Below are 22,020 nucleotides of genomic sequence, written 5' to 3' on the forward strand. Positions count from 1 at the left end.
GGGAGACCCGATGAAGTACATGCTGATCATGCGCGCGACCGATGCGGCGAAGGAGGCCTACGCCTCGATCCCGTTCGACGAGATCATCACCCGGATGGGGCAGTACAACGAGGCGATGATCGAGGCGGGCGTGCTGCTCTCGGGCGACGGCCTGGCCGACGACGTCGCCTCCTCCGGCTTCGTGGTCGACTTCTCCTCCGAGCCGCCGACCGTCGTCGACGGCGCCTACGGCCCGACCGAGTCGCTCTTCAACGGCTTCTGGATCATCGGGGTCGACTCCAAGGAGCAGGCCCGCGAGTGGGCGCTGCGCTGCCCGCTGGTGCCCGGCAACCGCCTCGAAGTGCGCCGGATCACCGACGAGAGCGACTTCGCGGAGTTCGCCGACAACGAGTACGTGCAGAAGGAGGCCGGCTGGCGCGAGGACGAGGCGGCCCGCGCCTCCGGGGACTGACGCGGCGGCGGGCGTCACGCCTCCGTGACGACGCCCGCCTCGACGTGCCAGTGCCGCGTCAGCTGCACCGTCTCGAGCATCCGCCGGTCGTGGGTGACCAGCAGCAGGGTGCCCTCGTACGCCTCGAGCGCCTCCTCCAGCTGCTCGATGGCGACGAGGTCGAGGTGGTTGGTCGGCTCGTCGAGCACCAGGAGGTTCGTGCCGCGGGCCTGGAGGAGCGCCAGGGCGGCCCGCGTCCGCTCGCCCGGCGAGAGCTCGCCGACGCGGCGGCCGACGTGGTCGGCCTTCAGCCCGAACTTCGCCAGCAGCGTGCGGACCTCGGCGGTCGGCCACTCGGGCACCAGCGCCTCGAACGCGTCCGCGAGCGGCACCTCGGCGGCGAGCATCCCGCGGGCCTGATCGATCTCGCCGATCGCCACGCTCGCTCCGAGGGAGGCGCCGCCCTCCTCCGGCTCGGCGCGGCCGAGGAGGAGCGACAGCAGCGTCGACTTGCCGGCGCCGTTGGGCCCGGTGATGCCGATCCGGTCGCCCGCGTCGACCTGGAGCGACACCGGCCCGAGCGTGAAGGCGCCGCGGCGGGCGACCGCGCCGTTCAGCGTCGAGACGACCGAGCTCGAGCGCGGGGCGCTGCCGATCGTGAAGGCGAGCTGCCACTCCTTGCGCGGCTCCTCGACCTCCTCGAGCCGCGCGATCCGGCTCTCCATCTGGCGCACCTTCTGCGCCTGCTTCTCGCTCGACTCCGCCGAGGCCTTGCGGCGGATCTTGTCGTTGTCGGGGGCCTTCTTCATCGCGTTGCGCACGCCCTGGCTCGACCACTCCCGCTGGGTGCGGGCGCGGGAGACCAGGTCGGCCTTCTGCTCGGCGAAGTCCTCGTACTTCTCTCGGCGCTGGCGCCGCGCGGTCTCGCGCTCCTCCAGGAACGCGTCGTAGCCGCCTCCGTAGACCCGGTTGGTGCCCTGCGCGAGATCGAGCTCGAGCACGCGGGTGACGCTGCGGGCGAGGAACTCGCGATCGTGGCTCACGAGGACCGCGCCGCCGCGGAGTCCGCGGACGAAGGCCTCCAGGCGCTCCAGGCCGTCGAGGTCGAGGTCGTTGGTCGGCTCGTCGAGCAGCACCACGTCGAAGCGCGAGAGCAGCAGCGCCGCGAGGCCCACCCGCGCCGCCTGCCCGCCGGAGAGGGAGGTCATCGTCGAGGAGGCGGCCGCGGCTCCGAGCGACAGGCCCAGGTCGGCCAGGACGACCGGGGTGCGCTCGTCGAGGTCGGCCGCGCCGCTCGCGAGCCAGCGGTCGAGCGCGAGGGCGTAGCGGTCGGCGATCGAGCCGTCGGGATCGGGATCGGCCAGGGCGGAGGCGGCGGTGTCGAGCTCGGCGGAGGCCTCGGCGCAGCCGGTGCGGCGCGCGATGTAGCCGGCGACGGTCTCGCCCTCGCGGCGCTCGTGCTCCTGCGGCAGCCAGCCGACGAAGGCGTCGCCCGGCGAGAGAACGACGGAGCCCTCGAGTGGAGCCGTCTCGCCCGCGAGGATGCGCAGGAGAGTCGACTTGCCGGCTCCGTTCGCCCCCACGACGCCCACCACGTCCCCGGGGGCGACCGTCAGGTCGAGTCCGTCGAACAGGGTGCGGTGCGCATAGCCTCCGGAGAGGCCCTTGGCGACGAGGGTGGCGGTCACCGGTCCAGCGTAGGCGCGGGCGACTCGCTAGACGGCCTGGTGATCAGCCGGTCTAGGATGTGCGGATGAGCGACACGAGCCTGCGGAGCGGCGCCGGGTACTGGTACCCGGACGAGTCGTCCACCCGCCGCGCTGTCGAGGTGCTGAGCGCGATGCGCACGTACCGCGTCTCCGAGGTCTCGATGCGCCGCCGCACGCGTGAGCGGATGGCGATGGGCGAGACGGACCTGATCGCCATCCAGTACCTGCTCCGCCAGCAGCGCAAGGGCGAGCTGGTGACCGGCAAGGACCTGGCCTCGCACCTCTCCATCTCGTCCGCGTCGACCACGGTCCTCATCGACCGCCTGGTCCGCAGCGGCCACCTCGTGCGCAAGCCCAACCCGACCGACCGGCGCGGGATCGTCGTGGAGGCGACCGTCGACAGCGACGACGAGGTGCGCGCCACGCTCCAGGAGATGCACCGCCGGATGCTCGAGATCGCCGAGGACCTGGACGCCCCCGAGGCCGAGGTCGTCGTCAACTTCCTCCGCCGGATGAGCGCGGCCGTCGACGAGATCGACGCGGAGCACGGCGACGGGCACGATACGGACGAAGCCGACCCGGCGGAACCCTCCGAGGCGAAATAGCTAGACGGACTAGTAATAAGCCGAGGGGCCTATAGTCTGGCGGCATGGGTCAATTCCTCTACGGCACTCCTCCTGCCGTCATCGAGATCGAGGACCGGACCCTGGCCCACCTCCAGATCGTGATCTACGCGAAGTTCCGCCGCGACGAGCGCTTCAGCCTCACCCTCGATTCGATGCCCGAGGGCGCGCGCGGCCGCCACTCCTTCTGGATGAACCCGAACATCGCCCTGCAGTTCCACTTCGCTGGGAGCCGGCAGCCGACGATCAACCCGACCTGGGTCGAGCTCCTGATGGACGCGGCGAACAGCGGCGGCGGGCTGCGCCTGCTCCCCGAGCCCCCGTCCTGACCCGGTCCCGGTGAGGCCGACCCGGCCCGGACGACCGCGGAGCTCCCTGCGCGAGGGGGGATCCGCAGCGCCGGCCTCCTGCGACAGCGCACGTGCCCCCGGCCGCCCCGTCTCCTAGGGTGGAGCGGGCGCCGCGGGGCGCGCGGAGGGCGGGGGACATGCGCAGGACGGTCATCGGAGCGACGGTACTGGCCGGGGTGCTCGCGCTCGCGGGGTGCTCGGCGCCCGCTCCGGCTCCGACGGTCACGGTCACCGTGTTCGCCACGGCGACGCCGACTCCGGTGCCGGACCCGACCGTCACGGCGGCGCTCCCGCAGGCGACGGCCACGGTCTTCGCGCCGGTCCCCGAGGCGACGGTCACGTTCACGCCGAACGCGACGCCGGACATCCCCGAGACCGCCTTCGCGGTCGACAACGGCACGGTTCCCGGGGCGAACGGCGAGCCGACCCGCGACGGGGAGGGGGACATCGTGAGCTACACCGTGGTGCAGGGCGACACGTTCTTCGACATCGCGCAGCGCTTCGGGATCCCGGTGCAGCAGCTGCTCCGGATGAACCCGACGATCGCCGGAGCCGGCGAGGCGGTCTACATCAATGCAGTCATCAACCTCGACGCGAGCACGCTGGGGTGAGCGGAGCGGCGAGCCGCGGAGGCGGCCGCCCGGAGCGACCCGGCTACTGCGACTTCGGCAGGACGTGGAACGCGACGGCGAGCGATCCCGAGATCATCAGGATGCCGCCGACGAAGAGGAATCCGGCGATGTCGGGCAGCAGGAACGAGTTGCCGAGAACGAGGATCCCGCCGAGGAACAGCACGAACGAGAGGACGACGCCCAGACCAGTCATGCCCTCATCGTACGCAGGTCACGGGAGCAGGAGGTCCGCGAGCTCCTCGGCGCCGGACACCAGCGCGATCGTCCCGACCGCCTCGAGCGGCGATCCGTAGCCCCACTCGACCATGATCGTCGGCACGCCGTGGGCGGCGGCGCCCTGCACGTCGTGCTCGCGGTCGCCCACCATCACCGGCGCCGAGAGGTCGACGCCGAGCTCGAGGAGCCGGCGCAGCGCCTCCTCCACGACGTCGGCCTTGGCGCTGCGGACCTCGTCCTCGGAGGCGCCGCAGATCACCGTGAAGTACTGCGCCAGTCCGTAGTGCTCGAGGATGCGCGTGGCCGCCGACTCCGGCTTAGAGGTCGCGAGCGAGAGCGGCACGCCGGCCTCGGCGATGCGCGCCAGCACCTCGGGCAGCCCCGGGTAGACCGAGGAGTCGAACAGCCCGCCCGCGTTGTAGCGGCGGCGGTAGACCACGAGCGCGGCCTGCGCCTCCTCGACGGTCATCCCGCCGAGCTCGCGGAACGCCTCGAGCAGCGGAGGGCCGACGTAGGCCAGCAGCTCGGCCGGAGCGGGCACGGGGCGGCCCAGCTCGACGAAGGTCTCGACGAGGGTGCCGGTGATGCCGGGGGCGGAGTCGGTGATCGTGCCGTCGAGGTCGAACAGGATGCAGGACCAGGTGCCGGCTCGCGCGTCGAGGCCGGTGGCGGCGAGGGTCGTGTCGGACATGGCGGGCTCCTGACCTCGGAGGACGGGGTGACGCCGGCGCTGCCCCGCCGGGGGCCACACTCTACGGCCGTTCGGCGTCCAGAGCCCGTTCGACGAACGAACGAGTGACGACCTGGGCGATCGAGCCGGGGTCGAGCTGCACGGCGACGAAGTCGGCGGTGCGGATCAGCGCGAAGGCCTCGCGTCCGGGGAGGACCAGCATCTGCACCCGCGGATGCTGCTGCCGGGGGACCGCGGTGCGCACCTCGTCCGTGGAGGTGAACAGCGGCAGGACCTGCTCCCCGGTGGTCGTCGCGACGGTGCGGACGTGCGGCACGCCTCCGGGCTGGGAGCCCGTGACGTCGACCACGAGGGAGCCGTCGAGGCAGGCCTCGAGCAGCCGGTCGACGGCCTCGGCGGTGGGAGCGGCGACGAGCGCCTCCAGTGCTTCCCGAGCCTCCGCATTGCGGTACGGACCGGGTCGCGCCGGGCGTGCAGGGGGTCCGCCTCGTCGTGCCATGACTCCACGCTAACGAAGACCGGGGCGTGATCGGAATCGCCGGGACCGGTTCCCGGGAATGCGCGCGATCGGTGTCCGGAATCGTTACGGCCGTCTGCGGACACCGTGTCCTCTATTCGACGGCTGGTGGCGAACAGCTCGATTCCGCCCTGATTGCCTCCGCTTATCCTGAACATTCCCCTCGACATGGCGCGAGAAAGGGACGAATGGCGCCATTCATGGCGCACTCGATTGTGAAAGGGGGTAATGTCTCTCCCGGTCCGGGTCGAGACAGTCCGGTCCCGCGAACTCCAGGAGGAAAAGTGGCCCAGAAGATCACGCTTGTCGACGATATCGACGGAACCCTTATCGATTCCGGTGACGGCGGTACCGTCCGCTTCAGCATCGAGGGCGCCAACTACGAGATCGATCTCGGCCCCGACAACATCGCCGAGCTCCACTCGGCGCTCGAGAAGTTCGTCTCGAGCGCCCGCCGCGTCGGCTCGCGCCCCGCGGCCGCCACGAGCGTCGCGACCGCCTCCAAGAGCGACCCCAAGCAGCTCAAGGCCATCCGCGAGTGGGCGAACGCCAACGGCCACCCCGTCTCCGACCGCGGACGCATCCCCTCCGAGGTCCAGGCCGCCTATCAGGCCGCCCACAAGTAGCGGCCGCCGGGCTCTCGGCCCGGTGAGACGCCGCATTCCCGGGCCTCGCGCCCGGTGAGCGGAAGGCCCCCGTGATCCGATCGCGGGGGCCTTCGCCGTGCCTGTCAGAACAGGCGGGTGTGGGAGTCGTCGGTGCCGCGCATGGCCTCGTAGTCGAGCACCACGCAGCGGATTCCGCGGTCCTCGGCGAGAGTCCGCGCCTGCGGCTTGATCTCCTGAGCGGCGAAGACTCCCGTCACCGGGAAGAGGTGCGGATCGCGATTCATCAGCTCGAGATAGCGGGTGAGCTGCTCCACTCCGTCGATCTCGCCGCGGCGCTTGATCTCGACGGCGACGGCGGCTCCCGAGGAATCGCGGGCGAGGATGTCGACCGGGCCGATCGCGGTCATGTACTCGCGCCGGACGAGAGTGTGCCCCTCTCCGAGGAGGCCGATCTGCTCGGCGAGAAGGCGCTGGAGATGCGACTCCACTCCGTCCTTCACGAGTCCCGGATCGACGCCGAGCTCGTGCGCCGAATCGTGCAGCACCTCGTGGATCGAGACGACGAGAGCGTCGCCGGTCTTGCGGTGCGCGACGGTCCACTGCTGCGTCACTCCCGCGGTGCGCGCCTCCTCGTCGGGCTCGCCCGTGATCAGCGTGCAGGGCGGGCTCATCCAGTTCAGCGGCTTGTAGGAGCCGCCGTCGGAGTGGATGAGGACGCTCCCGTCGGCCTTGACGAGCAGGAGGCGGGTGGCGAGCGGGAGGTGGGCGCTGAGACGGCCGGTGTAGTCGACGGAGCAGCGCGCGATGACGAGACGCACCCGTCGAGGATAGACGGCACGGCCCCGGCGGGCTCCCGGCTCAGTGCGCGGCGACGGGAGGCCGGCGGCCGAGCGGAGGAGCGGGCGGCGGCACCGAGAGCGAGGCGCGCAGCGCGACCGCGAACTCGGCCGGCGCCTCCGCCCACGGGTAGTGGCCGCTCGACTCGATGACGGCCAGGCTCGCCTGCGGCAGGAGCGCGGTGAGCGCCTCCAGGGCTGCGATGCCCGTCACCGGATCGTCCTCGCCGCCGAGGACGACTGCGGGGCAGTCGAGGCGCTGCAGAGCGTCGCGGATCGCCGCGGTGTCGTCGGAGCCGGCGGGAGTCGTGTGACCGGCAGCCCGGTCGTCGATCCCGAGCCAGGCGGTGCCGGGGGCGATCAGGAGCAGGTGGGCGACGCGCTCGGGCGCGTCTACGGCGGCGAGCAGGACGGCGCGGCAGCCGGAGTCGTGCGCGGCGAGATCGAGCTCGTCGACGCCGAGGTGGCGGCGGAGGTCCTCCACGTCGGCGGCCGTCGTGGCCGGGGGAGCGGGAGGCAGCTCCGCGGAGCCGCCCACTCCGCGCGGGTGCAGCACGAGGACGCGGCGCGTGCAGGCGATCGAGGCGAACGAGCCGAGGTAGGAGGGGTGGCGCTCCGGCTCACCGGGGACGACCACCAGGGGCCGCCCCTGACCGGCTCCGTGCTCGTCGACGTGGAGCAGGGCGCCGTCGCGCGCTCGGTACCGCATCCGCTCCCCCTCCACCGCCGTCCTGGGAAGCCTAGGGGGAGGCGCGCCAGGGCGCCCGGGCCCCACGGGGGCTTGCGGAGGCGCGTGGAGCGGGGCGGTCAGCTCCGCCGGCTGCGGGCGGCGGGGGAGGCGAGCCCGGCCACGACCACCAGGGCCAGCACCAGGAAGAGGGCGTTCAGCAGTCCGTAGTGCTCGCCGAGGAAGCCGATCGCCGGCGGTCCGACCAGGAACGCGACGTAGCCGAGCATCGCCACCGCGCTGACGCGGGCGGCCGAGTGCGGCCCCTCCGCCGCGGCCGACATGCCCACCGGGAAGCCGAGCGAGCAGCCCAGACCCCAGGCGACCGCGCCGACGACGACGAGCGCGTCGACCGGGGCGAGGATGAACAGCAGGATGCCGACGATCGCGAGCCCGGCGGAGGCGCGCAGCACCGGGACGCGGCCGAAGCGGTCGAGCACGGGTCCGCCGATCACGCGTCCGACCGTCATGGCGGCGACGAACACGCCGAACACGACGGCGGCGGTCGTCTTGTCGGTGCCGTGGCCGTCGACCATCGCCAGGGTCAGCCAGTCGTTCGCGGAGCCCTCGGCGAAGGCCATGCCCAGCATGATCAGGCCGATGAGGACGAGGCGGCCGTCGCGCCAGACGCCGAGGGAGGCGGCGACGCGCTCGCGGACCGGCGGCTTCACCGTGGTCGCCGCGCCGGAGGTGTCGAGCTCCTCGCGGACCGGGACGAAGCGGATCGCGATCACCGCGGTCACGGCGATCACCACGGCGATCGCGCCGAGGTGGACGGCGACGGGCACGGCCAGGGCGGAGGCGCCCGCGCCGATCAGCGCGCCGGCCACGGTGCCGAGGCTGAAGAAGGCGTGGAACAGCGGCAGGAGCGTCTTGCCGAAGGCCTTCTCGTTGGCCGCTCCCTCGACGTTCATCATCACGTCGACCGCTCCGTTGCCGAAGCCGAGCATCGCCATGCCGGCGAAGGCCGCGGGGAGGACGCCGATGACGTCGGCCGAGACGCCCAGCACCGCGAGGCCCGCCGCCGAGACGGTGAGGCCGAGCGCCATGCCGCGCCGGGCGCCGATCGCGCCCATGACCGGCGTCGAGAACGCGAGTCCGACGATCGCGCCGATCGACATCGAGAGGATCAGCAGGCCCACTCCGGCGGTCGAGAGCTGGAGCTCGTCGCGGATGGCGGGGGTGCGCGAGACCCAGGTGGCGATCGAGATCCCGCTGAGGACGAAGATCGTGAAGACGGCGTTGCGCCAGGCGACCAGCTGCGGGCGCGTGAGCGCGGACGTCGAGGTCATGGCGGTTCTCCTGGTGCGGGCGGGATCCGGGCATCGGATCGAGAGGCACGGTCGAATCGATTCGAAGCGAGCCGGTCTAAGCTATCCGGAACCCCGGGGACGGTCAACCGACGACGAGCGCGCCGCCCCCACGAGGAGGAACGTGGAACCCCGCAAGAGCCCCCGGCCGACGCTCGCCCGCGTCGCGAGCCGGGCCGGAGTGTCCCCCTCCACCGCCTCGCTGGTCTTCAGCGGCTCCGGCCCCGTCTCGGAGGCCACGAAGGAGCGGGTGCTGCGCGCGGCGTCCGAGCTCGACTACGCCGGCCCCGACCCGCGGGCGCGCTCGCTCCGCCGCGGCCGCTCGGGGATCGTGGGGGTCGTCGTGGACGAGCGGATGCTGCACGCGTTCCGCGACCCGATCAAGATCGCCATGCTCGACGGGATCGCCGACGTGCTCGGCGGGGTCGACGCCGGGATCCTGCTGCTCACCGAGACCGGCGACGGCGCGGGCCTGCTGGCGACGGCCCCGGTCGACGCGATGATCCTGGTCGGCTGCAGCCCGTCGGTCGACGACTCCGTCGCCGTGCTGCGCCGCCGGGGGGTGCCGGTCGTCGTGGTCGAGGGCCTCTCGGAGCTGGGCGGCGCCGTGATCTCGCTCGACAACCGCGAGGCCAGCCGCACCCTCGCGGAGCACCTGCGCGAGCTCGGCCACGAGCGGGTCGCGGTGGTCGCGCTCCCGTTCGCGAAGGACCGCCGCCGCGGCGCGATCCCGCCCGGCTGGCGCTCGAGCCCCAGCATCACTCCGGTCGACCGCCTCCTCGGCGTGCAGGACGTCTTCCCGGAGGCGTCGGTCGTCGCCGCCGCGGCGAGCTCCGTCGACGAGGGCGTCGCCGCGGGCCGCACGCTGCTCGAGGGGACGGAGCCGCCGACCGCGGTCGTCGCGCAGAGCGATCTGCTGGCCGCGGGCGTGATCCTCGCGGCGGAGGAGCGCGGGCTGCGCGTGCCCGAGGACCTCTCGGTGGTCGGCTTCGACGGCGTGCAGGTGCCCGGTCTCGCGGCCGAGTACGACCTCACGACGATGGCCCAGCCCGCGGTCGAGAAGGGCCGTGCGGCGGGACGGGCCGCGGTCGCGCTCCTGGCCGACGAGGAGGCGGAGGCGGTCTGCTTCCACGCCGTCTTCCACCGCGGGAACACCAGCGCTCCGCCGCGCTGACCGGAGTTGTCCACAGGCTTCTCCACAGGGGAGGAGTGCGGTCAGCGGAGCCAGACGTCGCTGCGGACCCGGAGCCCGAGGGTGACCGCGCGGGCGCCGAGGAAGCCGACGGCGAAGGCGAGCCAGAGCGCGAGGAGGCGCCATTCGGCGGGCGCGGCGGGGGCGAGCAGGGCGAGCGGGACGAAGACGGCGAGGTTCGCGAGGCCGCTGAGCGCCAGGTAGCGGCCGTCGCCGGCGCCGATCAGCACGCCGTCGAGCACGAAGACGTAGCCGCCCAGCGGAGCGGTGAGGCCCACGACCGCGATCGCCGCGGGGAGCAGCCGCAGCACCTCCTGGTCGCTCGAGAAGACGTACGGCAGGACACCGCTCAGACCGGTGACCAGCGCTCCGAGCACTACTCCCGCACCGATTCCCCAGGTCACACAGCGTTTCGTGACGGCTCGGGCCTGCTCGGCGTCGCCCGCGCCGAGGAGGCGGCCCAGCAGCGCCTGCGCGGCGATCGCCACCGCGTCGAGGGCGAAGGCGACCGTCGAGAACAGCGTCATCGCCACCTGGAAGGCGCCCAGCTCCTCCGCCCCGAGCGAGGTGGCGGTCGCGACCGCGAGCAGGATCGCCGCGCGGAGGCTCGCTGTGCGCAGCAGCATCCAGCCGCCGGATCCCGCGGAGGAGGCCAGGCCCGCGAGGTGCGGCCGCAGCGGCGCGCCGACCCTCCGGGCGAGCCGCAGCGCGACTCCCGCGTAGGCCGCGAGCATGGCCCACTGCGCGATCACCGTCCCCAGTGCGGAGCCGGTTATCCCCAGGCCGGCCGGGTAGATCAGCACGGCGTTGAGAGCGGCGTTGAGGGCGAATCCGCCGGCGGCGATCACCAGCGGAGTGCGGGTGTCCTGGAAGCCGCGGAGGAGCCCGGTGAGCGCGAAGACGCCGAGCATGGCGGGGATCCCGGCCATGCTCACCGCCAGGTACCGCACGCCCGCCTCGGCCACCGCCGGTTCCGCGCCGAAGAGCGCCACGACGGCCGGAGCGGTCAGCGCGCCCACCACGGCGATGCCGGCGCCGAGGAGCAGGGCCAGCCAGCCGCCGTCGATCCCGGCCGCCACGGCCCTTCGCTCGTCGCCCTCGCCGAGGGCCCGGCCGACCCGCGGAGTCGTGCTGTATGCGAGGAAGACCATCAGGCCGACGATCGTCTGCAGCACCGTGCCGCCCAGCGCGAGCCCGGCGAGCGGGACGGCGCCGAGATGGCCGACCAGGGCGGAGTCGGTGAGCAGGAACAGCGGCTCGGCGACCAGCGAGCCCAGCGCCGGGACGGCGAGCCGGAGGATGCTGCGGTCGAGGGCGGAGGTCACCGCTCGACGCTAGCGGCTGCCGGAGCTCCGGGACCGGCGTACCGTGGGCGGGATGCAGCGCTTCGGGATCGGGCTGGCGGCCGTGGGCCGGCCGGCGTACATCACGGCAGGGCGCGACGACGACCTCGGCCCTGCGGCCGAGCGGAGCGTCGACGCGTTGAGGGAGCGCACGCACCTGCTGCTCGACGCGGCGTGGGACGCCGGCGTCCGCTTCCTCGACGCCGCGCGCTCCTACGGGCGGGCGGAGGAGTTCCTCGGCGGCTGGCTCGCCCGGCATCCGGAGCGGCGGGCGGCGCTCACGATCGAGTCGAAGTGGGGCTACGAGTACGTCGGCGGGTGGGCGATGGATGCGCCGGTGCACGAGCGCAAGGAGCACTCGGTCGCGATGCTCGACCGCCAGTGGCCGCTCACGCTCGACGCGCTCGGCTCGGCGCCCGACTCCTACCTCGTCCACTCGATCACTCCCGAGAGCCCGGCCCTCACCGACCGCCCGCTGCTGGACCGACTGCGCGGCCTCGCCGGCTCCGGAGTGCGCGTCGGCCTCTCCACCAGCGGACCCGAGCAGGCGCGCGTGATCGAGCTCGCCCGCGCGATCCCGGAGTCGCCGTTCAGCGCGGTCCAGAGCACCTGGAACCCGCTCGAGCAGTCCGCGGGCCGGGCGCTCGCCGCCGCGCACGACGACGGCTGGCTGGTGGTGGTCAAGGAGGCCCTCGCCAACGGGAGGCTCGTGGCGCACCCGATCGAGCACGTCGGCGCCGCGCCGGACGCCGTCGCCCTGGGGGCCGCCCTCGCGCAGCCCTGGGCCGACGTCGTGCTGAGCGGCGCGGCGACTCCGGAGCAGCTGCGGGCCAACCTGCGCGCGCAGCCCCGGGAGCTCCCGGACCTCCCGGCGCTCGCCGTGGATCCGGTCCGCTACTGGGCCGAGCGCTCCGCTCTCGACTGGACCTGAGAGCACTCGAACGAAGTGAGGCGTGCGCTCCGGCGCCGCACGGGATAGCGTTCCTCTCAGTGCCCCGTCTGCCCTCTCTGCGAGGGCTGGCGCGCGGATCGGCCCTCGTGATATCGCCCGAGGGGATCCGCCCCGACCCGCCACCCCTCTTCGAGTGCGGGCGCATCGAGCTTCCGATTCTCAGGCGATCCGCAGGTTACGGGCGGGGCGACGGCAGTGCCAGAGGAAGCGGGGAGCGCGGGCTTAACGGGGGGTGACGCATCGGCGGGCTATGCCGGGGAGGCCGGACGGCCGTGGTCCGAGGGGTCGATCCGGATGGCGCACTCGAGGAGCCCGGCGCTCCTCCACAGGGCGCGGATCAGCGCGGGCATCCCCGGGAACGATCGTCACGATCCCGAGCCCTCAGGACTCGGCGCCCCGCCGCACGCGCAGCCGCGTCTCCTCGAGGTCGAGCAGCGACTGGGCGTCGCGGAGGATGCGCTGCGGGTAGGCGCGGCGCGAGCGCGCGTCCAGCAGCGCCTCCCGCTCGGCCGCGACCACGGCGAGGCGCAGCGCTCGGTAGAGGCGGTGCGGAGTGTCCGCGACCGACCTCTCCGTGCCGCGCGAGCGCTCCCAGGCGGCCTCGGAGCGGAGGAACGACGTCTGCCGCACCCGCTCCAGGACGTCCGGAGCGACGCCGTCGGCGCCCTCGACGGCGTCGCCCGGGCGCTCCAGCACCGAGAGGCCCTTCTCGGTGATCTCGTCGAGCAGGCCCGCGAGCGCGCGCTGGTCCTCGGGCACGTCGATCCCGCGGATGCCCAGCGCCCGGATCAGCAGCGGCAGCGTGCTGCCCTGGATCAGCAGGGTCGCGACGGCCACGGTGAAGGCGATCAGCACGAGCTGCGGGCGGTACGGGATGTCCTCGGGCAGCGACTGCGCGGCCGCGAGGGTCACCACTCCGCGCATCCCGGACCAGCCGAGCACCAGACCGCCGCGCCAGCCGATGCCGTTGCGGCTGAAGTGCCGGTAGTCGCTGCGCCGCAGCAGGTAGCGCCGCTTCGCCCGGCCGCGCTCCTCCTTCGGCAGCTCCTGCGCCTCGGGCGACTCGAGCAGCTCCTTCTGCTCGCGGGCCCGGCGCTCGGCCCGGCGGGTCTGCCAGCGCTCGCCGAGGAGGACCGGGCCGACCCAGAGGAAGCGCACGACGATCAGCCCGACCACCGCGATCAGGCCGATCCCGACAGCTCCGGGCACGGAGAGGCGCGCGCTGTCGGCGTCGTGGATCAGCGAGCGGATCTCGAGCCCGATCAGCAGGAACACGCCGTTCTCGAGCAGGAACTGCACGGTCCGCCAGTTGATCCGGTCGTTCACCCGCGACTGGGCGGTGAAAGCGCGGGAGGAGGCGTGCCCGGTGTGCAGGCCGGCGACGACCACGGCGAGCACGCCCGAGGCGCCCAGGCCCTCGGCGGGGATGAACGCGACGAAGGGGACGATGAAGGAGAGGACGGTGTTGAGCACCGGGTCCTCGAGCCGCGAGCGGACGAAGACGGTGACGACGCTGGCCACGAACCCGACCACGACGGCCACGACGACCGCGTAGAGGAAGTCGCCGATCGCGGCCCACGGCGTCGCGAGCGTCCCCGCGGCGGCGGCGAGAGCCGAGCGGAGGAGGACCAGCGCGGTCGCGTCGTTGATCAGTCCCTCGCCCTCGAGCAGGGTGAGCAGACGCGGCGGGAGGCCGAGGCGCCGGCCGACCGAGGTCGCGGCGACCGCATCGGGCGGGCTGATGATCGCGCCCACGGCGATCGCCAGGCCCAGCCCGAGCTCGGGGAGGAGGAGGAAGAGGAGCGCGCCGACGCCGGCCGCCGAGATCAGCACCAGCACGACCGACAGGCCGGTGATGGTGGTGAGGTTCCGGCGGAAGTCGATGAACGGGACGCTGAGCGCCGCCGCGTAGAGCAGCGGCGGCAGCACGCCGTCGAGCACCCACTCGTGCGGGACGACCACCTCCGGCACCCCGGGGATGTACGAGAGGCCGACGCCGGCGAGCACGAGGACGATCGGGGCGGCGACGCCGAGGCGCCGCGAGAAGACGGCGACCGCGACGAGGACCGAGATGCCGACGATCGCGGCGATGCCCAGCTCCATCAGCGGAGGCTCTCGAGGGCGCAGAAGGGCATGGTCTCGTCTCCAGGGGGTGGCGGGCGATCGCCCGGGACGAGTCTGCGCCTCTCGGCGGATGCGGGGCAGGGGGTTGCGAGCACCCGGCGTCCCGCGCCGGGGTCAGCCGTCGTCGCGAGCGGCGCGCCGGTCGAGCAGGCGGGCGAGCGCGAGGAGGAGCGCCATGGCGCCGAGCGCGGCGACGGCCAGGGCGAGCGCGGCGCCGGGCTCGAGGGTGATCCCGCGCTCGACGACCTGCGCGCGCAGCACCGGGTCGGCCGAGACGACGAGCAATCCGATCGAGGCGGCGGCGAGGACGAGTCCGTAGAGGACGGCGCCGACGCGGATCCGCGGGCGAGCGGTGGCGGGGGTGGGCGTGGTGGTCATCGTGCGGCTCCGGTCTGGGGGGTGGGGCTCGGGGTGGGTGTCGGGGTGGCGTCGGCGTCCGGCGCGATGGTGCCGGAGTCGGCGCCCGGTGTGGAGTCCTGGACGCGGATCGACCCGCCCTCCTGGGCGATGCGGACCACGAACGGCTCGGCCTCGGGATCGCCGAAGGTCTGCGTCCACAGCTGACGGCCGTCGGCGGTGCGGACCTCGCGGGGCGCGTCGATCGCGCCTCCGTCGGCGTCCAGCACGAGGAGCTCGGTGTCCTCCGTGGTCGCCTCCAGGCGGACCGCCGTTCCCGCCGTCGTGGCGACGGACACGTGCCCGTAGCCGATCCACAGGTCCAGCGGCTCGCCGGAGGTCTCGTAGCCGGGTGCGACCGTGACGCGCAGGTCGCTCGCCGCGAGCGTCGCGTAGCGGCCGGGAGCGGCGCTCGAGAAGCCGTAGGTGCCGAGCACGGGGAGCAGCTCGCGGTCGGTCGGCAGCACGGCGGCGCAGGCGGCCGTGACCAGCGCGACCGTCGCGAGGGCGATCAGCGCGATCGCGCGCCTCCGGAACAGGCCGGCGAGCACGATCACCACGGCGAGCACGAGCGCGACCGAGGCGGCTCCGACGACGAGGGCCGTCGGTCCGGAGGCGGTGAGCGAGACCAGTGCGCCGGTCAGCGCGGCGGCGCCCAGGGCGAGCAGCGTGAGGCTCGCCCGCAGCCGGGGGTTCGCGGCGCGTCGGAGACGCTGGCGCTCCAGGCGCGCGGCGGTGACGGCGGCGGCGGCGAGTCGCGCCTCCTCCGCCCGGGCGCGGGCCGTCTCACGGGCAGACGCGCTCTGCTGGGCGCGGAACGCCTCCCGCTCGGCCCGCCAGGCCTCCTGACGCTCGCGCCACTCGGCGACGGCCTCGGGGGACGAGGGGCGCTCGTCCTGCAGCCCGGGGTCGGGTGCGGGGTAGGCGGGAGCGGAGGGCGCGGGGTAGGGGAGCGTCGCGGAGGGGTGTGCGGACGGGGAGCCCGGGGCCGGGTGAGCGGCCGCGTCGTCCGATCGCCGGCTCCGCCGCACGATCCAGACCACGAAGGCCACGATCAGCCCGAGCACCACGAGCGACCACAGCGTCCGCCCGGTCGCGGGCGCCCAGGGCATCGCCCCGGTGTAGGCGCCGCCGAGCGACCAGAAGCCCTGCGCCACCGGCAGCATCGAGGCGAGCACGAGGACGCCGATCCCGGCGTGCACCCGGTCGAGCGAGCCGCGGAGCAGCCGCTCCACCGGCAGGGCGCCGTCCTGGTCGGGCAGCAGCAGCCAGGCCGCGGCGTAGAGGAGGAGCGCGGGCCCGCCCAGCACCGCGACGACGAGCACGATCCCGCGCACGATCAGCGGGTCGATGCCGAGCCGGTCGGCGATCCCCGCGCAGACGCCGCCGATCCAGCCGGGGCGGCGAGGCAGGTCGAGGCCGCGCAGCCAGAGCACGAAGCGGTTCTCGGGCGCAGGGGGCGGATCGGCGGGGCCGGAGGCTCCCGGGTCGGGGCTCTCGGGGCCGGTGCTGGCCGGGCCGGCCGCTCCGGGATCCGTCCCGATCGGCGTCGTCGCTGTGCTCGCCGCATCCGTGCCGTCCGGCTCCGCGGAGCCCGGCGGGGTCGTGCTCTGTCCTGTCATGCTGCGAGTCTCCCGTGCGCCCCACGGCCCGGACCATCGGGGGAACCCCTGATCCGACCCCGAGAGCACCCCCGATCGTGCGGCCGACCTGTTTGGATGCAGGGGTGAGCACAGTCCCCGGCACCGCCGTCCGCCCCCCGCTGCAGCGGCCGCGGACGATGCTGCTCGGCGGAGTGTGCACCGCGGTCGCCGACCACCTCGGCTGGAGCGTGCGGAGGACCCGCCTCCTGGCCGTCCTCACGACCGCGCTCGGCGGGGGCGGCGCGCTCCTCTACCTCTGGCTCTGGGCGCTGGTGCCCCTCGCGCCGCTCGACTCGCGCGACGCGGATCCGGCCGTCCGCCGCTCCGCTCCCGTGGCCGGCCTGCTGACCCTCGCCGCCGCCGTCGCGGCGCTCGCCGTGCTGATCACCGTCGACAGCGGCGACGACGCCGACATCACCCGCGCGCTCGTCGCCGTCGGCCTGCTCGCGGGAGGAGCCGTCGGCTGGAGCCTCGGGCTCGACCGCGGCGACGCCGTCCGCCCCGCCCGGTACGGCTCCGCGGTGCGCCTCGCCTCCTGCGCGCTGCTGGTGCTCGCCGGAGCGGCCGTGCTCACCGGCCGCCCGAGCGCCCTCAACGCGGTGCTCGCCGTGGGTGTGCTGCTGATCGCCGCCGGCGTGCTGGCCGCGCCCCGGGTGGTGACCCTCTGGTCCGAGCTGATGGGCGAGCGGGCCGCCCGCGTGCGCGAGGAGCAGCGGGCAGAGATCGCCGCGCACCTGCACGACTCCGTGCTGCAGACCCTCGCGCTCATCCAGAACCGCGCCGGAGCCTCGAGCGAGGTCGCCCGCATCGCCCGCGCCCAGGAGCGGGAGCTGCGCGACTGGCTGTTCGAGCGCGACGTCCCGGTCGCCAACGACCTGGCCGCCGAGGTCCGGGCGATCGCCGCCGCCGTCGAGCTCGACTACCCCGTGCACCTCGAGGTGGTGGCCGTCGGAGCGTCCGTCCCCGGCGCCGCCGCGCTCCTCGCCGCGACCCGCGAGGCCGTGCTCAACGCGGCCCGGCACGCGGGCGGCGACGTCTCGGTGTACCTCGAGTCCTCCGTGCAGGGCGTCGACGTGTTCGTGCGCGACCGCGGCCCCGGCGTCGTCCTCGACGAGGTGCCCGGCGACCGCCTCGGCATCCGCGAGTCGATCATCGGCCGGATGGCGCGCGCGGGCGGCAGCGCGACCGTGCGCCCCGGAGTCGGCGGCACAGGCACCGAGGTGCATCTGCGGCTCCCCGCGGAGGTCGAGCGGTGACCCGCGTGCTGCTGGTCGACGACCACTCCATCTTCCGCTCCGGCCTGCGGGCCGACCTCGCCCCCGAGCTCGAGGTCGTCGGGGAGGCGGCCGACGTCGACTCCGCCGTCGGCCTGGTCGCCTCGCTCGCGCCCGAGGTGGTGCTGCTCGACGTGCACCTGCCGGGCGGTGCGGGCGGAGGCGGGGCCGAGGTGCTGCGGCGCAGCGCCGGGTCGTCGTCGCGCTTCCTGGCGCTGAGCGTCTCGGACGCCGCGGAGGACGTGGTCGGCGTGATCCGCGCCGGCGCCCGCGGCTACATCACCAAGGCCAGCTCCGGAGCCGAGGTGAGCCGGGCCGTGCTCGCGGTGGCGGGCGGGGACGCCGTGTTCTCGCCGCGCCTGGCCGGCTTCGTGCTCGACGCCTTCGGGGCGCTGGCGGGCGAGCAGGCGGAGTCGGTGGACGAGCTCGACCGGCTCTCGGCTCGCGAGCGCGAGGTGATGCGCCTGATCGCCCGCGGCTACGCCTACAAGGAGGCGGCGGCCGAGCTCTTCATCTCGGTCAAGACGGTCGAGTCCCACGTCTCCGCCGTCCTCCGCAAGCTGCAGCTCTCCTCCCGCTACGAGCTCACCGCCTGGGCCTCCGCCCGCCGCCTGCTCTGAGGCGCGCGCGAGCAGTCAACCCCGTCCCTCCTCCCGCTCCTGCCGTCCGACACTGTCGGGACACGACAGGAAAGGACGACCCGATGGTGACCACCACCCCCGCTCTCCCGACCCTGGCCGAGCTCCTCCGCGACTCCCGGCCCGTGTCGCAGCTCTACGTCGACCTCGCGATCGACTCCGGGGATCCGCCGGACATCTCGCTCGAGCGCGCCACGTCCCTCGGAGACGAGCTCGCCCGCCAGGGTGCGCCGCAGGCCGACATCCGGGCTCTCGCCGCTCTGCTCGAGGGGGCCGGGCGCCCCCAGGGCGCCTGCTGCCTCTTCGCGGTCGCCGTGGACGGGAGGGTCGTGCTGAACGAAGTGCTGCCGGGTCGGCCGGTCGCGCCCGAGGGCGTCTCCTACAGCCCGCTCCCCGACATCGTGCCGCTGCTGCAGCACCGGCCCGACCTGCGCGTCCTCGTCGTCGAGACCTCGCGGGACGGCGGCGAGATCCGCCTGCACCGCCTGGGCGCGCAGCGACCCGAGGCCGAGCAGGCCGTGCAGGGCCGCACCGACACCCTCCACAAGGCGCAGGCCGGCGGCTGGCGGCACGACCGGTTCCACCACCACGCGGAGGAGATCTGGCGGCGCACGCAGGCCGAGCTCGCCGCCGCGGTGGACGAGCTCGTGCGCGTGCACCGGCCGTGCCTGCTGGTCGTCGCGGGGGACATCCACGCCCGGCAGCTGCTCGCGCAGCAGCTCTCGCCGAGCAGCGCCGCGATCCTGGCCGTCGAGCCCGTGAACACGCGGGCCGCCGGCAGCGAGGAGGGGGCGCTGGAGCGGTTCGTCGACGAGCAGCTCGACCGCATCCTGCTGCGCGAGAAGGAGGACGTGCTCGACGCCCTGCGCACCGGGGAGCCGCGCCGCACCGTCGAGTACTCGCTCGGCGCGATCGTCACGGCGTTGGCCTCGGCACAGGTCGAGACGCTGGTGCTCGACCCCGGCCGGCTGCGCGAGCGCGCTCTGCTGGCGCTCGCCGCGGAGCCGTGGGTCGCGTCGGCCCCGGAGGAGGCGCTGGGCGCCGAGGTGATCGACTCCGTCGACGCCGCCCTCGCGCTGGCCCGCGCCGCCGTGCTCACGGACGCGCGCGTGCTCGTCACCGACTCCCGCACCGCTCCGGAGGGGGTCGACGTGGTGACGCTGCCGCACGACGCCGACGCCGCGGCGATCCTCCGCTGGCGCACCGGCCCGCCGGTCCCGGGGGCCTGAGCGGCGGGTCCCCGAGCGCGACAGGGCCCGGGCCCCGATCCTGTGATCGGTCCCGGGCCCTGTCCGGCCTCACGCCTGCTGGTCGTCCTCGCCCTCGGCGGCCGCGCGGCGGCGCGCTCCGAGTCCGAGCGCGGTGGCGCCCGCGGCCAGGAGCGCGGTGGCGCCCGCGATCAGGCCGACGCTCTCGACTCCGGTCGAGGCCAGCCCGCCGCCCGAGCCGCCGACGGGCAGCGGGGTCGGCGTGCCGGTCGGCGCGGTCGTGGGCACCGGGGACGGAGCAACGGTGGGCGCCGCAGTCGGCCCGGCGGTCGGTGCCGTGGTGGGAGTCGCCGTGGGCGCGGTGGTCGGCGGGGTCGTCGGTGCCGTGGTCGGCCCGGCGGTCGGCGTCGGAGTCGGCGCCACGACCTGCGACGCCGGCAGGATCTGCACGATGGTCGGACGCGGTGCCGCCACCGCTCCCGCCGCCGTCGATCCGTAGTCCGGGAAGAACGAGGTCGGCGCCTCGAAGGTGCCCTCCTCGCCCGGGTGCTGCACCGCCACGAACACGTGCTGGTCGAGGTCGTGGACGATCGGTCCGCAGGTCTCGGCGTCGCGGGGCACCGAGAGGAACTGCTCCACCCTGCCGCGCGTCGCGCCCTCGAGCGCGACCTTGAAGAGCCCGTCGTTGTAGCCGATGCCGCTCGGGGCGCCGTCGGTCGAGATCCAGAGGTTCCCGACCGAGTCGAAGGCCAGGTTGTCCGGGCACGAGATCGGCGAGACCTGGTCCGCCGGGAAGCCGGAGAAGTAGACGACGTCGCCCTGCGCCTGGTCGCCGCAGAGCATCAGCAGGTTCCAGGTGAAGGTGCGGCCGGTCTGGTCGCCGCCGTCCTCGATGATCTCGACGATGTGGCCGTCGCGGTTCTCGGTGCGCGGGTTGACCTCGGTCGCGCCCTCCTTGGCGCCCTCGGTGCCGCGGGCGGAGTTGTTGGTGCAGGCCACGTAGATCCGGCCGCTGACCAGGCTGGGCTGCACGTCCTCGCAGCGGTCCATCTTGGTCGCGCCCGCGGCGTCCGCCGCCTGGCGGGTGTGCACGAGCACCTCGGCGACGCTCATCCCGGCGATCGTCGAGGCGCCGTTCAGCACCAGGGGCAGCCACTCGCCGATGCCGTCGAAGCCGCCGTCCGAGGGGGCCGCCCCGGTGCCGGTGATCTCGGCCACGGGGGAGTCGCCGGTGAAGCGGGCGACGTAGAGGTCGCCCTCCTCCAGCAGGGTCTTGTTGTGGGCGCGGTCGCCCTCGATGTAGCGCTTCGTCGAGACGAACTTGTAGAGGTAGTCGAAGCGCTCGTCGTCCCCCTGGTACGCGACCACGCGGCCGTCCGGGGCGATGATGACGTTCGCGCCCTCGTGCTTGAGCCGGCCGAGCGCCGTGTGCTTCTTCGGCGTGGAGTCGGGGTCGAAGGGGTCGAACTCCACGATCCAGCCGAAGCGGTTCGGCTCGTTCTCGTAGCCCGGGGTGCGGGCGTCGAAGCGGGGGTCGTCGAGCTCCCAGAGGCGCGAGGTCTCGGAGTCGGCGAGGCCGTAGCGCTTCTCGGCGTCGCTCGTGCCGACGGCGCGGAAGTAGCCGTTGAAGTTCTCCTCGCCCGAGAGGATCGTGCCCCACGGCGTCGTGCCCCCGGAGCAGTTGCCGAGCGTGCCGAGCACGGTGCGGCCCTCGGGGTCGGCGACCGTCTTCAGCAGGTCGGTGCCGGCGGCGGCGCCGGTCACCTCGTAGGGGGTGTCGAGCAGGTAGCGGCGGTTGCGCTCGCCCCCGCGGACGTAGGCCCACGGGCGGTCGACCGCGGTGCGGACCAGCTCGACGACGCTGAGGCCGTGGGCGGCGCGGCCGACGGCGCGCACGCGCTCCGGCTCCGCCTCGAGCTGCGCGGCCGGGAACATGATGCTCTCGTTCGTGTACTCGTGGTTCACGACGAGCAGGGCGCGGAGGCGCTTCGAGCCCGGGATCTCGACGATGTCGGTGTAGTCGTTGTTGTAGCCGAACTGCGCGGCCTGGGCGGCCTCCGTCTGGTCGGCGATGTCGAAGGCGGGGCTGTCGGCGAAGAGCGGGTCGCCCCAGCGGATGATCGGCTGCCAGGCGAAGCCCTCGGGGACGGTGAACCGGTCGACCGTGTACGGCACCGGAGCGATCGGAGTGAAGGCGAGCGGCGAGCCGTCGGCCGAGGTCGCCACGGCCGCCTCGGCGGCGGGCGCTCCTCCGGCGGAGGCGACGGCGACGGTGACCGCGCCGGCCAGGCCGAGGCCGAGGGCGCTGCGGCGGGAGAGCTGCGACGAGACGATGTCGCGGAAGTAGCTGTTGTGCGACGTGTTGCAGGTCGCGGTGGAGCAGGCGTTGGCGCACTTCAGCGCGCAGGTGACGGGGCTGCGCTTGCCGCGCACGTGGCCGGCCATCGGGAGGAGGAGCGGGCGGCGGGCGGTGTCCGACATGGAGGTCCTTCGATCACGAGCAGGAGACGCGATCGAGGCAAGCAGGGGGAGGGGGCGCCGATGCCGCCGGGTGGAGGCTCCTCCCTGAACGGGACGTGAACGTTCTCACAAGAAGGTGAG

Annotated in this window: 22 protein-coding genes; 10 read left to right on the plus strand and 12 right to left on the minus strand. The window is 74.0% G+C overall.

Features of this window, described 5'->3' with window-relative positions; translation table 11 throughout:
• Positions 1-10 precede the first annotated feature (10 nt).
• Entirely contained in the window at positions 11-451 is a 441-nt protein-coding gene (locus tag C5C57_RS04190; RefSeq protein ID WP_104222630.1) for a YciI family protein, read from the plus strand.
• A gap of 14 nt (positions 452-465) precedes the next feature.
• Here the strand turns inward: C5C57_RS04190 and C5C57_RS04195 are convergent, their stop codons facing one another.
• Entirely contained in the window at positions 466-2,118 is a 1,653-nt protein-coding gene (locus C5C57_RS04195; RefSeq protein ID WP_104247560.1) for an ABC-F family ATP-binding cassette domain-containing protein, read from the minus strand.
• 65 nt (positions 2,119-2,183) lie between these two features.
• Between C5C57_RS04195 and C5C57_RS04200 the strand changes: the two genes are divergently transcribed.
• From C5C57_RS04200 to C5C57_RS04210, 3 genes are all read left to right on the plus strand, one after another.
• A complete protein-coding gene (locus tag C5C57_RS04200) occupies positions 2,184-2,744 on the plus strand; it encodes a MarR family winged helix-turn-helix transcriptional regulator (protein WP_104247561.1) in 561 nt (186 codons plus the stop codon).
• Positions 2,745-2,788: 44 nt separating this feature from the next.
• A complete protein-coding gene (locus tag C5C57_RS04205; protein WP_104225758.1) occupies positions 2,789-3,091 on the plus strand; it encodes an ATP-dependent DNA ligase in 303 nt (100 codons plus the stop codon).
• A 158-nt stretch (positions 3,092-3,249) separates the two neighbouring features.
• A complete protein-coding gene (locus C5C57_RS04210) occupies positions 3,250-3,723 on the plus strand; it encodes a LysM domain-containing protein (protein WP_104247562.1) in 474 nt (157 codons plus the stop codon).
• A gap of 43 nt (positions 3,724-3,766) precedes the next feature.
• Here C5C57_RS04210 and C5C57_RS17995 read toward each other — a convergent pair whose 3' ends face one another.
• The 3 genes from C5C57_RS17995 to C5C57_RS04220 all read right to left on the minus strand — a co-directional run bounded on the left by C5C57_RS17995 (position 3,767) and on the right by C5C57_RS04220 (position 5,150).
• Entirely contained in the window at positions 3,767-3,937 is a 171-nt protein-coding gene (locus C5C57_RS17995; RefSeq protein ID WP_159911733.1) for a hypothetical protein, read from the minus strand.
• Between the two features lie 18 nt (positions 3,938-3,955).
• On the minus strand, positions 3,956-4,651 hold the full coding sequence (locus C5C57_RS04215; RefSeq protein ID WP_104247563.1) for an HAD hydrolase-like protein: 696 nt from the start codon (positions 4,649-4,651) through the stop codon (positions 3,956-3,958).
• Between the two features lie 61 nt (positions 4,652-4,712).
• Positions 4,713-5,150, minus strand: a complete 438-nt coding sequence (locus C5C57_RS04220) for an SseB family protein (RefSeq protein WP_104222625.1) — start codon at positions 5,148-5,150, stop codon at positions 4,713-4,715.
• 302 nt (positions 5,151-5,452) lie between these two features.
• Here C5C57_RS04220 and C5C57_RS04225 point away from each other — a divergent pair, with 302 nt between their 5' ends.
• A complete protein-coding gene (locus C5C57_RS04225; protein WP_104222624.1) occupies positions 5,453-5,794 on the plus strand; it encodes an Lsr2 family protein in 342 nt (113 codons plus the stop codon).
• Between the two features lie 104 nt (positions 5,795-5,898).
• Here C5C57_RS04225 and nucS read toward each other — a convergent pair whose 3' ends face one another.
• The 3 genes from nucS to C5C57_RS04240 form a co-directional block, all read right to left on the minus strand.
• Positions 5,899-6,594 carry an endonuclease NucS gene (gene nucS / locus C5C57_RS04230; protein ID WP_104247564.1) on the minus strand — a complete coding sequence of 232 codons (696 nt, stop codon included), beginning with the start codon at positions 6,592-6,594 and terminating at the stop codon, positions 5,899-5,901.
• 40 nt (positions 6,595-6,634) lie between these two features.
• Entirely contained in the window at positions 6,635-7,321 is a 687-nt protein-coding gene (locus tag C5C57_RS04235; protein ID WP_104297330.1) for an alpha/beta fold hydrolase, read from the minus strand.
• Positions 7,322-7,419: 98 nt separating this feature from the next.
• Positions 7,420-8,631, minus strand: a complete 1,212-nt coding sequence (locus C5C57_RS04240; RefSeq protein ID WP_104225755.1) for an MFS transporter — start codon at positions 8,629-8,631, stop codon at positions 7,420-7,422.
• Between the two features lie 142 nt (positions 8,632-8,773).
• Here C5C57_RS04240 and C5C57_RS04245 point away from each other — a divergent pair, with 142 nt between their 5' ends.
• A complete protein-coding gene (locus tag C5C57_RS04245) occupies positions 8,774-9,823 on the plus strand; it encodes a LacI family DNA-binding transcriptional regulator (protein WP_258072412.1) in 1,050 nt (349 codons plus the stop codon).
• A gap of 41 nt (positions 9,824-9,864) precedes the next feature.
• On the opposite strand, the gene C5C57_RS04250 is transcribed toward C5C57_RS04245, so the two are convergent.
• Entirely contained in the window at positions 9,865-11,166 is a 1,302-nt protein-coding gene (locus C5C57_RS04250; RefSeq protein WP_104247566.1) for an MATE family efflux transporter, read from the minus strand.
• Between the two features lie 52 nt (positions 11,167-11,218).
• Here C5C57_RS04250 and C5C57_RS04255 point away from each other — a divergent pair, with 52 nt between their 5' ends.
• Complete coding sequence (locus tag C5C57_RS04255) at positions 11,219-12,115, plus strand: aldo/keto reductase (protein WP_104247567.1); 897 nt, start codon at positions 11,219-11,221, stop codon at positions 12,113-12,115.
• Positions 12,116-12,517: 402 nt separating this feature from the next.
• On the opposite strand, the gene C5C57_RS04260 is transcribed toward C5C57_RS04255, so the two are convergent.
• From C5C57_RS04260 to C5C57_RS04270, 3 genes are all read right to left on the minus strand, one after another.
• On the minus strand, positions 12,518-14,239 hold the full coding sequence (locus C5C57_RS04260; RefSeq protein WP_104297331.1) for a sodium:proton antiporter: 1,722 nt from the start codon (positions 14,237-14,239) through the stop codon (positions 12,518-12,520).
• A 135-nt stretch (positions 14,240-14,374) separates the two neighbouring features.
• Positions 14,375-14,638: a hypothetical protein gene (locus C5C57_RS04265; protein WP_104225751.1), complete on the minus strand. Its 264-nt coding sequence runs from the start codon at positions 14,636-14,638 to the stop codon at positions 14,375-14,377.
• Complete coding sequence (locus C5C57_RS04270) at positions 14,635-16,278, minus strand: PspC domain-containing protein (RefSeq protein ID WP_104297332.1); 1,644 nt, start codon at positions 16,276-16,278, stop codon at positions 14,635-14,637. The genes C5C57_RS04265 and C5C57_RS04270 overlap by 4 nt, the downstream gene beginning before the upstream one ends.
• Before the next feature lie 104 nt (positions 16,279-16,382).
• Here C5C57_RS04270 and C5C57_RS04275 point away from each other — a divergent pair, with 104 nt between their 5' ends.
• The 3 genes from C5C57_RS04275 to C5C57_RS04285 all read left to right on the plus strand — a co-directional run bounded on the left by C5C57_RS04275 (position 16,383) and on the right by C5C57_RS04285 (position 19,440).
• Complete coding sequence (locus C5C57_RS04275; protein WP_104222840.1) at positions 16,383-17,555, plus strand: sensor histidine kinase; 1,173 nt, start codon at positions 16,383-16,385, stop codon at positions 17,553-17,555.
• Positions 17,552-18,193, plus strand: a complete 642-nt coding sequence (locus C5C57_RS04280) for a response regulator transcription factor (RefSeq protein ID WP_104225749.1) — start codon at positions 17,552-17,554, stop codon at positions 18,191-18,193. The genes C5C57_RS04275 and C5C57_RS04280 overlap by 4 nt, the downstream gene beginning before the upstream one ends.
• Before the next feature lie 83 nt (positions 18,194-18,276).
• On the plus strand, positions 18,277-19,440 hold the full coding sequence (locus tag C5C57_RS04285; protein ID WP_104297333.1) for a Vms1/Ankzf1 family peptidyl-tRNA hydrolase: 1,164 nt from the start codon (positions 18,277-18,279) through the stop codon (positions 19,438-19,440).
• Between the two features lie 69 nt (positions 19,441-19,509).
• Here the strand turns inward: C5C57_RS04285 and C5C57_RS04290 are convergent, their stop codons facing one another.
• Positions 19,510-21,900, minus strand: a complete 2,391-nt coding sequence (locus C5C57_RS04290; protein ID WP_104260966.1) for a PhoX family phosphatase — start codon at positions 21,898-21,900, stop codon at positions 19,510-19,512.
• Positions 21,901-22,020: the final 120 nt, after the last annotated feature.

The sequence above is a fragment of the Rathayibacter sp. AY1C5 genome (assembly GCF_002931705.1).
Taxonomy (GTDB): Bacteria; Actinomycetota; Actinomycetes; order Actinomycetales; family Microbacteriaceae; genus Rathayibacter.